This window comes from Mesorhizobium sp. B2-5-11 (assembly GCF_006440835.1).
GTDB lineage: Bacteria > Pseudomonadota > Alphaproteobacteria > Rhizobiales > Rhizobiaceae > Mesorhizobium.
On the sequence record NZ_VFUK01000001.1, the window covers coordinates 963,076 to 974,970 of the forward strand.

At 59.8% G+C, this 11,895-nt stretch carries 12 protein-coding genes; 1 reads left to right on the forward strand and 11 read right to left on the reverse strand.

What is annotated here, in order from left to right:
* Positions 1-19: 19 nt before the first annotated feature.
* The 9 genes from FJ490_RS04835 to FJ490_RS04875 all read right to left on the reverse strand — a co-directional run bounded on the left by FJ490_RS04835 (position 20) and on the right by FJ490_RS04875 (position 9,521).
* The gene (locus FJ490_RS04835) at positions 20-1,771 is read right to left on the reverse strand and encodes a sulfatase-like hydrolase/transferase (protein ID WP_140522016.1); all 1,752 of its coding nucleotides are present in this window, start codon (positions 1,769-1,771) and stop codon (positions 20-22) included.
* Positions 1,772-1,807: 36 nt separating this feature from the next.
* Positions 1,808-3,214, reverse strand: a complete 1,407-nt coding sequence (locus tag FJ490_RS04840) for a class I SAM-dependent methyltransferase (protein WP_140522018.1) — start codon at positions 3,212-3,214, stop codon at positions 1,808-1,810.
* Positions 3,211-3,333: a hypothetical protein gene (locus tag FJ490_RS33495; protein ID WP_281406007.1), complete on the reverse strand. Its 123-nt coding sequence runs from the start codon at positions 3,331-3,333 to the stop codon at positions 3,211-3,213. Before FJ490_RS33495 ends, FJ490_RS04840 begins: the two co-directional genes overlap by 4 nt.
* A gap of 936 nt (positions 3,334-4,269) precedes the next feature.
* Positions 4,270-4,473, reverse strand: a complete 204-nt coding sequence (locus tag FJ490_RS04850) for a CsbD family protein (RefSeq protein WP_140493912.1) — start codon at positions 4,471-4,473, stop codon at positions 4,270-4,272.
* Between the two features lie 157 nt (positions 4,474-4,630).
* Positions 4,631-5,416, reverse strand: coding sequence for an SDR family oxidoreductase (locus tag FJ490_RS04855; protein ID WP_140522020.1), 786 nt, complete (start codon positions 5,414-5,416; stop codon positions 4,631-4,633).
* Positions 5,413-6,408, reverse strand: a complete 996-nt coding sequence (locus FJ490_RS04860) for an ABC transporter permease (protein ID WP_140568190.1) — start codon at positions 6,406-6,408, stop codon at positions 5,413-5,415. Before FJ490_RS04860 ends, FJ490_RS04855 begins: the two co-directional genes overlap by 4 nt.
* 105 nt (positions 6,409-6,513) lie before the next feature.
* On the reverse strand, positions 6,514-7,554 hold the full coding sequence (locus FJ490_RS04865) for a sugar ABC transporter substrate-binding protein (RefSeq protein ID WP_140556945.1): 1,041 nt from the start codon (positions 7,552-7,554) through the stop codon (positions 6,514-6,516).
* Between the two features lie 39 nt (positions 7,555-7,593).
* A complete protein-coding gene (locus FJ490_RS04870; protein ID WP_140493903.1) occupies positions 7,594-8,358 on the reverse strand; it encodes an ATP-binding cassette domain-containing protein in 765 nt (254 codons plus the stop codon).
* Positions 8,358-9,521, reverse strand: a complete 1,164-nt coding sequence (locus FJ490_RS04875; protein ID WP_140728272.1) for an ROK family transcriptional regulator — start codon at positions 9,519-9,521, stop codon at positions 8,358-8,360. Before FJ490_RS04875 ends, FJ490_RS04870 begins: the two co-directional genes overlap by 1 nt.
* Before the next feature lie 166 nt (positions 9,522-9,687).
* Between FJ490_RS04875 and FJ490_RS32590 the strand changes: the two genes are divergently transcribed.
* Positions 9,688-9,837 carry a hypothetical protein gene (locus tag FJ490_RS32590; protein WP_181165117.1) on the forward strand — a complete coding sequence of 50 codons (150 nt, stop codon included), beginning with the start codon at positions 9,688-9,690 and terminating at the stop codon, positions 9,835-9,837.
* 36 nt (positions 9,838-9,873) lie between these two features.
* Here the strand turns inward: FJ490_RS32590 and FJ490_RS04880 are convergent, their stop codons facing one another.
* Both FJ490_RS04880 and FJ490_RS04885 read right to left on the reverse strand, forming a co-directional pair.
* Entirely contained in the window at positions 9,874-11,178 is a 1,305-nt protein-coding gene (locus FJ490_RS04880) for a M23 family metallopeptidase (RefSeq protein WP_140728273.1), read from the reverse strand.
* A gap of 158 nt (positions 11,179-11,336) precedes the next feature.
* Complete coding sequence (locus FJ490_RS04885) at positions 11,337-11,804, reverse strand: peroxiredoxin (RefSeq protein WP_140493897.1); 468 nt, start codon at positions 11,802-11,804, stop codon at positions 11,337-11,339.
* Positions 11,805-11,895: the final 91 nt, after the last annotated feature.

Below are 11,895 nucleotides of genomic sequence, written 5' to 3' on the forward strand. Positions count from 1 at the left end.
TATTCAAGCGGTTCAACCGCTACGGCACCGGTATAGTCTCGGTTTGTGTGAAGACTGCATGTCCGGCCGTGAACACTACGGTATTGGCTAGCAGCGGAGAAATGCCCCCATCGTGCGGATAGACAAAGAATTTTTGCGGGCGCACGCGGATGCTTTCACAGGATCCTGTTAGGCAGGGCAACAAACTCAGACCATCGTGAGGTCGGTTAGGCTGGTGCCCGATCGCGTCCATTATTGTGGGATAGACGTCGATCAACTGCGATTCTCCGTCAGATACCGCAAAATCAGAGTCCGATTGAGAGGGCTTAATCATGAGGGTTGCCATCGACCTGCTTTCAAATGCTGCGGTGGTGCCTCCAAATGCGGTGATGCCGGAGTGATACGGCGGACTCATCTCTGAGCCACCGAGTCCATTCAAAAAGCCTGCCCACCCGGACCCGTGGTCAGATTGTATGACGATAATGGCGTCGTCATAGCGGTCCAGTCGCTTGAGCTCTTGCAAGAACTCCACAACAAGCTTCATGGCGCAACTGGCCTGAGACCTATAGGCAGCCTGGACCCCGACCGCCGCACGTTCGGGATCGACCATGCAATTTGCATCGAGCACGTAGGGGCCATGAGGAAGGATCGCTTGGAACAATGTGTATCTACCGCGTGCGGCAAACCGCTGTTCATTCGCGATCAGATATTTCATCCCCACAACAGCCTGAAATGGATGGACGCCTTGTTCTACGGTCTTCGGGATGTAGCTTTCCGCTTTGCGCTCAAATACTGCGCTAATCCGCTCGCCGGCCGAGTGTCCCCACCCCAAGGCCTCATTTGTCAAGAAATTTGGAAACAATTTTGCAAACAATAATCCAGAAAATTCGACAATTTGCGGGTGTTTGAGCGAGTATTGGTACTTGGTGATCTGCTCTGGCGTGAAAAATACATCTGCAACATTTGTCTGCAATATCTCCGGAAGCCCCACAACATCAACTGCGTAACCATCCGTCCGAAGATCTTTCAGCAATCCTTGATCGAAGGCCGCCCTCCAGGCGGGAAAGCTTCCATTCCGAAATATGGTGCCGGTCAGATAGCTCGCAACCGACGACAACGTATAAGGATAATTTGAAATATTCCGGCGCATAAACGTAAACCCGCGAAAAATGCTCCGGTCATTCATCTCTTCGATCGCGGCAAGTGCAAAATCTGACTGCATCTCATCGAGATGAAAGTGATATATATTTGGAAGGTCCGAGCGGCCATTTATAGACAAGCCGGATTTAGGAGAGTTTTCGGTTTCAGCCGGTGGCACCGGCAGGCCCGCAGCGACAGTGGCCAATCCGGCAATTAACGCGATCGACAGGATGGCAAAAACCCGAACCAGCGTGCCTAGAGTCGTAACTGCACCCACCGCCAACAGCGCGACCAAGATAGCAACTTCTACCGCAGTGATGGAGATGGGCTCCGGGCTTGTGAATGCTGCGCCATCTAAGCGACTCAGCTGAACGGGGGCAAAAACGTCGGCGAGTAATACGAAGGCCCCTAGAAGCAAATACGCCTTTTTTATGAAATCCCGAATTCCGAACAAGGTTAGAGCGCATACAAATATCAAGATAAATGCGCCGCCATAAAAGAAAATAGTGGGGAGCCAAATATCATACCCCAATTCCTTGGCGTTTTTCGCATAAAGCTCCAACGGAAAAAAAACGAAAAGGACTAATATTGGAAACAGTAAGGCAAGAAATGCCGTCGAAATTCTAACAATGCGATTGGCGTTAATACTCATTCGAAAATATCCGATAAAGTACCATCTCTTTTTATTTCATCGCCTATCGAATTGATAAAGTGTACGGCCGGTGGCCGACACTGTTTGTTTCTTCGCAATGCGGGAAACGGACGTAAGTGCGCATTCGAACGAAGAAGGGCTATAATCGGGGAAGATATCCTCTCGAAGAGCAAGCATCTGTCGAATTGTTGGATCATCCTTGGGGACGAACTCGATTATGCCGGTGGGAGCAACGTCAACAATCCATTTGACGGCCTGGTGCAAAGGCACGTTTCTGCCAATGGCAAGATGGTGCTCAAAAGCGAGAGCAAGAACCGCATCAGCTCTGAATCTCGACGAGAAACCCTTTCGTTCCTTCTGAGCCCATCCTTGATCAGGGCTGGGGTTCGCAGCATCCAGCCACAACGGAAGAAAGTTCATTTTAGCTGACGCGGCCCGCAAAAATCCGATGTCGACTGCGGTCTGATCGAAATCGAAGCCAACTACCGCTTTCGCGCCACCCTCCAAAGCGGCGACCGAAAAGTCGCCAGTATTGCAGCCCAGATCGATTGCGGTGGCGACTTGGCCGGATGCCGCGAAATCGTGGATCATTTGCCGCTTTGTCGAGGCCTCTTGACTGGAGTAGGTGTTCATACTCGCGTATGCGCCCCACACAGTCTTGCCGGTGTCGGCCGGCTCTAGACGTGCGATCCACCGGCGCAATTGGGATAAAATGCCGTGATACCCCGCCCGCGGTAGCTTTCTGCTTCGGCTAACCCTTTTGACAGCGTTGCTGGGATCATTCACGGAGCTCTGTTCAAGGCGACTTTGCAGCGTGACGTGGGTCAACATGTTCCACGAAAATCGCTCAGAAAATGTCAGCAAGCGAGCAAAATCGCGGGTGGAAATGCCCTCCAGCGCACCCCTGAACCATGAATTGTGGGCGATTCCCTTCACAGCTCGGAGAAGCAGCGGATTAAGAAACTGCTCGCAGAATTGTCTGTGACCCGTCCAATACTCCCCGTCCCGATATGGCCTAACAGAGAGGATATCGATGAAGATGGGCTTGGAGCCAACGAACTGCACATTGTAGGCGCTTGCGTCAGAAAGGACAAAATTCTCGGTCAATAGTTGTATTTGCAGGTCAAGATGATGCAGGGCTGCTGCCTTCAACGCACCGAAAGACCATTCGTAGGGATAGCTCACGAATGGTATCGCTCCGTGTTCCAACACGTAAGCTGGTTTTCCTACGACCTCGGGCCAATCTGCGGGGGCGACCTCACTGGTCCGGACTATTTTATCCAGCTCGGCGTAACGTAGCAGGATGCCCGCATCCCGGGCGGCCTCATAGCTCGCTTTGCCCTGGTCGGTCACTGTGCGGAAAACCCGGCCATCGGAAACAAAGACCGACCCGGAAGGATCTCGGAACGATCCATCCTCAAAAACTAGTCCTGAACCTTTCATTTCCGGTCTGTACGATTCTTACCGAAAATGCGCGCCAACAGCAGTTTGAGGCGATTGTAATAGATGGTTAACACGGTGGTGCCCGCCGCGACACCTGCAATCAAGCCCTGCAGCAGCATGCTCCCGGTGCCCGGGTCGAGATATGCGTGAGCCGACACCGTCAGACTCAATAAATATAGCATCCCAAGTGAAGCTGTCAGTCTCATCTTGTACAAAGGCCCATACTCCCCATCGGCTCTGCGCGCGGTTGCTGTTTAATGCGCCTTTAATGCGATCCAACGCGTTTGACCAGACATTTGTCACAAATCTTTCACACTTCGAGAAACTTGTGGTGACGGAAATGGCCGCGACAGCATGTCGCTAGTGAGCCACTCTGTCGCTGTGCGGCGCCAAACATTTCGGATTTTTGCGATCGAACATGTCTCCGCCAAAATGGTCAACGAACGCCTTCGTCGCGGCGGGTCGGCGAAGTGAAGGCGATAGTCCTCATATTTGCCGCTCTACCATATCGACGGCACGTGCCCGTTGGATGAGTGATGGCGCCGGGGGTTAACACGATTACGTTTGGCATCAGTGGGAGGTCGGCTTCTCGGTTGCTGCCGCTTGGGCGTCGATTGCGTCGCTCCTTGACCTGCAACATCATGGCGTGGGGCTGCTTGAATAACGATGTACTTGGCGCCGTGCCGAGCCAAGGTGGCCGGCGCCCTTTTTTGGGGGCGGGTGGGGTAAACCCGACTTGCAGGACGCCGGCCAGGCGGGTTGGGGTCCGCCAAGAAGTATAATGCCAGAAAACCTTCTGGTTCGATATTCCGCGATAACGGAACATCTGCGCGACATGCGCGAGTTCCAGCCGATCTCAAGGGGCTTGTGGTTCGGCTGTTCATCCCTAGCGTAGATAGCGCATATCGGCTTTCTGGCCGCAGATATTGAAGGTGTAGACGTTGTGCTTCTTGTGCGCCGCGCGCCATCATGCGGACGGCCGGGAGAGGCGGGGAGCCCGTCGACCGTAGGCATAACGGCTCTCGGGAAGACGCCTTTTATGGCAGCTCTGCTATCTACCAGCCCTGCCGACTATACCAGTCGTCGACGTCTCGGCGTACGCGATCCTTCTCGATGCCGTAGCGTTCCTGGATAATGCCCTCAAGCTGATCGCGTTTGCCGGCGATGCGGTCGAGATCATCATCAGTGAGCTTCCCCCACTGCTCCTTGACTTTACCCTTGACCTGCTTCCAGTTTCCTTCGACGCGGTTCCAATCCATTGTGGCTATCTCCTGAATCACACATGGAAGAACGGGTGTATCGCCATGAGGTTCCGGTGGGCCAAATCCCCGTCGATTACCGCCAGCGGGAACGCTGCGGTTGCGCTTGGCATCAGTGATGATGTGCGCCGGCTTTCTTGTTCCCCTCACGCGTTGTTCACGGCGGCGCCAGCCTGAAGTCGCTCCCCTCCGGCAGCAATTGCCCGCCATCGACGACAATCGTGGTGCCGGTGATGTAGCTGGCATCGTCGGAGGCCAGGAACAGGAAGGCATTGGCGACGTCGCGCGGGCTGCCCAGCCGGCCGAGCGGAATGGCGTCTTCCATGTTCTTGATGAAGGCAGCACCCCGGTGAAGCTCCATTCCCTCGGTGAGAATGTTGCCGGGTTCGACGCCGTTGACGGTTATGCCGTAGCCGGCGAATTCGAGCGCCGCCGAACGGATCAGCCCGTTTATGCCTGCCTTGGTCGCGGAATAGTGGCCGTGGCCGGGACTGGTGACGTGCGGTCCGGTGATCGAGGAGGTGAACAGCATGCGCCCGCGGCGCTGCGCCTTCATCGGCACCAGTGCGGCGCGAGCGGCATTGAAACTGCCGCGCAGATTGACCGCCATGACGCGATCCCAGTCGTCCGGGCTGGTGTTCTCCAGCAATTGCCAGGGATAAATGCCGGCGTTCTGGACGATGATGTCGAGGCGGCCATGGTGCGCGAGCGCCAGCGCGACGGCGGCCTCGACATCGGCCAAAAGCGAGATGTCCGTGCCGATGAAGGCGGCGTCAAGTTCACTGGCGGTCGCTCGCCCCACCTCGATCTCGGTGTCGGCAAGCACAAGCCTGGCGCCTTCTTCGGCGAAACGTTGGGCGATGCCCTTGCCGATGCCGCGCGCGGCGCCGACGATCAGCGCTACTTTGCCCGACAGTCTTCCGGTCTCTGGCCGTACGGTCATGCGAGCCTCTGGCGAATGGTTTGCTTGAAGGCGTCGAGCAGGACCGCCGCCAGCACCAGCAAGCCGTGAATGACCTGGGTGAAGTTGGCGGGCAGGCCCATCAGATTGATCGCCGTGTTGATGGCCGACAAAAGCAGCACGCCGGCATAGACGCCGGGTAAGGTGCCGACGCCGCCTTTCAGGCTGACGCCGCCGATGACGACGGCGGCGAAGGCGTTGAACAGCAGGCCAACGCCGAGATTGGCGGTGGCGCCCGATGTGCGGATGGCGAGCAGCCAGCCGGCAAGGCCGGCTATGGCGCCGGCAAGCACGAAGGCGATGATCAGGTTGCGGTTGACGCGGATGCCGGCGCGGAAGGTCGCCGTCTCGTTGCCGCCGATCATCACCAGATGCCTGCCGAAAGGCGTCTTGGCCATGATCAGCGAGAAGACGACGAAGCAGGCGATCGCGATCCAGGCGGTGAGCGGCAGGCCGATCAGCCGCTGGATGCCGAACCAGCGGATGGCAGGCGCCAGATCCTGCGCCGAACGGCCGCCGGAAATGACCAGCACCAGGCCGCGCACCCAGATGTAGGAGGCCAGCGTGATGATGAAGGCGCTCATCTTGACCTTGACGACCAGGACACCGTTGAAGGCGCCGATGACGCCGCCGACGGCAAGCGCCAGCAGCAGCGAGACCGGCACCATCAGCCAGTCCGGATGCAACTGTACGCCGAAGCCGATGCCCGAAGAGCAGAACAGGATGCCGACCACCATGGCGCTGAGCGCAGCCACCGATTCGACCGACAGGTCCATGTGCCCGGCGATGATGACCAGCGCCAGGCCGATCGACATCACGCCTAGCACGCTGGAGGCTTCGATGATGTTGGCGAAAATACCGAGCTGGAAATAGTTGGGAATGAAAAGGGAGAACACCACCAGCACGAAGACCAGCATGAACCAGACGAGATTATCGAGGACGAACTCGAGGATTTGACGGGTGCGGGGGCTCATGGGCTGATCCGGTTTGGGTTCGAATGCCGCGGCGGCTCTATGCCGGGCAATTCTGCCGGGCAGGGCGGCTCCGGGCGGGTGGCCCGGAGCCGTTCTGGGGAAGGTTTATTCGACGGACTTCACGGTGTCCTTCGGCGGCTTCTGGTTGCCCCAGAAGGCCGGGTTGTCGACGTTCTCCTTGGTGATCGCGGCACCCGGGATCTTGATGTTCGGGCCCCAGGCCTCCTTGGTCACCACCGATTTCAGGCCAAGCACGTCATAGTCGCCGGGCTTGATCTCCTGCTTGTTGACGACCTTGTCCATGAACATGGCGACCGCCGCGGCCTGCGCGTAGAGCGGCTGTTCGACTTCGACGTTGAGCCAGCCCTTGCGGATCAGGTCGAGGCCGACCGGCGCGCCGTTCGAACTCATCAGCATGACGTCGCCCGGCTTCTTGCCGGCGGCCTCGAGCGAGGCGACGGCGGCGACCGAAAGATGCGCGGCGTGGCTGAAGATCAAGTCGATGTCGGGGTTGGCAAGCATCTGGTCGGCGACGATGGTGCCGGCGTTGCTGGCCTCCCATTGCATGGCCGGCAGCGAGATGATCTTGACGTCCGGGAACGCCTTCATCTTCTCTTCAAAGCCTTTCTGGATGTCGAGCGTGTAGGGATCGCCGGGGTCGCCGAGCACCTGCAGGATCTTGCCCTTCACAGCGCCGTTCTTGGCCTTCAGCAGCGCTTCGGCCTGTTCGGCGGCGACGTGGCCGATCTCGACAGTGCCGGCTACCGAGGTGAAGTCGGACGGAGTGGAGGTGATCTGGCGATCGAATTCCACGACAGGTATGCCGGCCGCGCGCGCGGCCTCGATCGACGGCTTCAGCGCGTTGAAGTCGACGGCGGCCAGGATGATCGCCTTCGGTTTCAGCGCGATGACGTCGTTCATCTGCGATTGCTGGGCGTCGGTCTTGTTGTCGGCGTTCAGCGTCTTCATCTCGTAGCCGACCTGTTTCAGGAACAGTTCCAGCGCGCTCACCGAGCCGGTCTGGAACTCATCGAGCAAGGTCGGCACCATGTAGTAGACGGTACCCTTGGACTGGGCGAATGCCGGCGTGAGCGTGGCAACTGCCAGTGCCAGGATACCGAGGACAGAAAGAAGTATTCGTTTCATGTCGTTGGCTCCTCTAGTGCCGGACCCCTCTTTTGTCCCTCAGCCCGCCGGTCCGGCACCGGCAAGCGTCTCCCCGGTGATCATGTTGATCACCGCATCGGGACTTGTTTTGTTGCGTGCGACATCGCCGGCCACGACGCCTTGCCGGATCACTACGATCCGGTCTGCGACCTGGAAGGCCTGCTGCATGATGTGGGTGATGATGACGACGCCGATGCCCTGGTTCGCCACCTGGCGGATCATGTCGAGGCCGCGCCGCGTCTGTTCGACGCCAAGCGCTGCAAACGGCTCGTCGAGCAGCACCAGCTTGCCGCCCCAGTGCACGAAGCGGTTGAGCTCGATGGCTTGCCGCTGGCCGCCCGAAAGATGCTCGACATTGGTGCGCAAAGACGGAATGCGGGTGCCGGCGCTGGCAAGCGCCTTGCCGACCACGGCCTCCATCGCCCGCTCGTCGAGCACTGGAATGCCGAGCACCTTGCGCGTGATCTCACGGCCCATGAAGAAATTGGCCACCACGTCGACATTCGTGCACAGCGACAGGTCCTGATAGACGGTCTCGATTCCCGCCGCCTTGGCCTCGGCAGGGGATTTGGCAAGGAACTCCTTGCCTTCGAACAGCATGCGGCCGGAGGTGGGCTCCAGGCCGCCGGCGATGATCTTGACCAGCGTCGACTTCCCGGCGCCGTTATCGCCCAGCAACGCGACCACCTCGCCCTTGCCGATCGAGAAGCTGATGCCCTTCAGCGCCTGGATCGCGCCATAGTTCTTGGTGACGTTGTCGAGCACCAGCAGGGGTTCGCTCATCAGGCAACCTCCCCGGCTGTCAGAATATCGCGGCCGCGTTCGCGCTCGGCGGTGAACATCTGGCCGAAGCGTGGCGACAACACGCCAGAGACGGCCAATGCGGCCGCGCCGCGCAGCACGGCTTGCTGGCCGCCGCCGGCGACGACGATGCGTGGCGTCTTGCGGTCCTTGCGGGCCGAAACCGAATTGTGCAGAGGCGCAGCCGATCTCGCCAGGCGTTCGAGCAGGTCCGGCGCCGCCAGCCCGCCGAGCACGACCGTCTCGGGGTCGAAAAGGTTCTCGATGATGGCAATGGCGTTGCGGAAGATCGGGCCGACCTCGGCGACCCAATCGGCATCGCTGCCCTTCCAGCGCCCTCGCGCTTCGAGCGAGACATAACGTTCGAGGCAACCGCGATTGCCGCACGGGCAAAGCTCGCCATTGGGAACGACGGGAATATGGCCGATCTCGCCGGCATTGCCCCAGGCGCCGCGCAGCACGCTGCCGTCATGCATCATGGCGCTGCCAAGTCCGACGCCGAAATAGAGATAGTAATATTCGGAATGCTGGGCGCCGATGCCGTAGAGGCGCTCGCCCACGGCGGCCGCAGCCATGTCGCCGTCGAAAAAGGCCGGCAATCCCGTCGCCGCCGTCAGCCGCTCGCGCAGCGCCACGTCCTTCCAGCCGGCCATTGTGGTCGGCCCGATGAAGCTCATCGTGTCCACGCCGAACGGGCCGGGAAGCGCCATGCCGATGCCGATGACGCGGCCCGCGGCGCGCGTTCCGGTCAGGTCGCGGACCATGGCGCGGACCTGGTCGAACGCATGATCGGGCGTCGCGTTGGGGGCCTCGCGGTGCAAGCTGTCAATCACGTCACCGCTGAGATTGATCAGCGCCGCGTCGATCCCCAGCGGCGTCAGGTGGATGCCGACGGCATAGCCGCCCTCGGGATTGATGCGCAGCGTCGCCGGTGGCAGGCCACGGCCCTTCGGCTCCTCGCGTACGGACAGGACGTAACCCTGCTCCTCCAGTTCGCGAACGATGGTCGATACGGTTTGAACGGTGAGGCCGACATGCCTGGCGATATCGCCCCTGGCGATGGGGCCGTACCGGCGGATCGATTCGAGCACGATGCGTCGGTTGTACGGCCGCCCGAACTCCTGATTGGTCCCTCGCAATGCCATGCCTTGCGTCCCCGGTTGAGGCAAGGTTGGCACCAAATATTTATTCAGTCAAATGGAATTCAAAAATGCGCCGCATTTGAGGGCGCGCCCGCTACGGCGGAAAAGCCGGCCGGTGTCCGGCTGATCACCGCGCCCTAGATAGCGGGACATGGATAAGATTTATGTCTTGCTGATCTTCGCCGCGGCCATTGCCATCATCTGCCTGGGCGGCAGATGGAACACATCTGATACCGACCACTATATGGGCTTCGACAATTTGCGGTCGCCCCGAAAGGGAAAAGCCCTGAACGGCGACAAGGATGCGAAAAAGCAATGAGGACGGCGCGGGATGGCGGCGGCCTGGGCCCGTGCGTTAGAGATACTGCGCGACCTTCTTGCCGACCGTGAGGAAACGCAAAGGATCGATCGCTTCGCCATTGTGGCGGACTTCGTAATGCAGATGCGGGCCGGTCGAGCGACCGCTGCTGCCGGTCTTGCCGATGACAGCGCCGGCATCCACTTTTTCGCCCACGGTCACGTCGATTTCGCTGAGATGTCCATAGCGCGTGGCAAATCCATTGCCGTGATCGACTTCGACCATGCGGCCATAGCCGCCATTCCAGCCCGCCTTGGTGATCACGCCTGGCGCGGTGACCTTGGCCGCCATGCCGATCGGCGCCCTGAAGTCCATTCCCGAATGCAGGGCGGCCGTGCCGAGGATCGGGTCGGTGCGCACGCCGAACGGGCTGGTAACGGAATGACCGGGTGCGGGATTCGCGAGCGGCAGCCGGCGTGCTTCCTTCTTGAGTTGGTCGAGCGTGTCCAGCGCCTCGTCCAGTTCCTTGACCTTGCTGTCGAAAAACATCGAGCTGTCGAGCGGGATCAGCGGTCCGCCGACATCGCTTTCGTTCTTGCCGAAATCACTGTCGACCGGCAGTCCGGCCGCCTCGAGCGCCTGGGTTATGGCGTCGGCATTCTTGTAGGCGTTATCAGCAAGTATGCTGATGCGCGTGAGCTGGTCGTTCTCGATGGATTTCAACGACTTGTTGATCGAAATGAACAGTTTGTCGGCACGATCGGCGGCTGAATCGTTCGGCAGCGGATCGGAGCGGGTCGCCCACAGGGAGAACGGCCTGGTGTCGGCGGTGCCAGTGGCGGCGCCGAGGCTGGCCAGCGCGTAGCTTTGAGCAGGCTGGGCGATGCTGCCGGTCACTTCGGCGTGTTTGTCAGGCTTTGCCGGCACTGCCGGATCTTCGGCCGTCGCTGCGCCGACTTCATTTTCGGCGCGGTCGAGCAGCGGGCCGAGGCGGCCGTGGCGCTGGCTGAGCTGCGTCTGGCGCTCCAAAAGCTCGCTCACCTTGGTTTCCATCAATTGCTGGTCAAGCAACTGCCGGCTGGTGATGCGGTCGACCTGGGCGCGAAGCGCCGAGATGCGGTCTTCGTAAGCCTGCTGCATGCGGGCCTGGCGCGCGGTGGTGGCGCCGATCAGGTCGTCGCGCAGCACGAGATAGGAGGTGGCCAGCAGGTAACCGATGGCGATCGCCGCCAGCGCCGAACAGAGAAATACAACCAGCCAGGGCCGGATCGTGAAGTGCCTGATCTCGCTGCCGCGAGCGATGATGACTGTATGCGGTTCCTTGCGCCTGCCAAAGATCGCGGACTGACCGGTTGCGTTCACGGGACCAAGCTTTCGTTTACGACACCACGACAGCCCGACTACACATTATTAAGGTTAACAAAGCTTTGCCGAAGCAAGACGCCGGCAAGAATTGCCCGCAAAGCGAGCATGGGGTTGCTTCGCGTCGCTTTCTGAAAACAAGGGCGCGGAGGCGCCCCTCAAATCGCCCGCACAGCTTCCAGCACCTCCTCGGCATGGCCCTTGACGCGCACCTTGCGCCAGATCCTGGCGATGCGCCCGTCGCGGCCGATCAGGAACGTCGCGCGCTCGACACCCATGTATTTGCGGCCATACATCGACTTTTCGACCCAAAGGTGGTAGGCCTCGATCACCTTGCGCTCCTCGTCGGAGGCAAGGTCGATGGTAAGATCGTATTTCGACTTGAACTTGTCGTGCTTCCTGGCGCTGTCGGGCGACAGGCCGATGACGACGGCGCCGGCCTTCTCGAACTCCGGCTTCAGCTGCGAAAAGCTGATCGCTTCGGCGGTGCAGCCGGTGGTGTCGTCCTGTGGGTAGAAGTAGAGGACGACAGGTCTGCCGGCAAAGCCGGCCAGGCTGAGCGAACCACCGCCGTCCCGCGGCAACTCGAATTGCGGCGCGGGATCGCCCACATTGAGGTCAGCCATATCCATGCCCTTGTTTGAGGTTACGCGCGAAGCCACACCGATATAGTGTCGAGCGGGGATTCGTCCACGAGCGAGTTCGTAGAACGGAAAA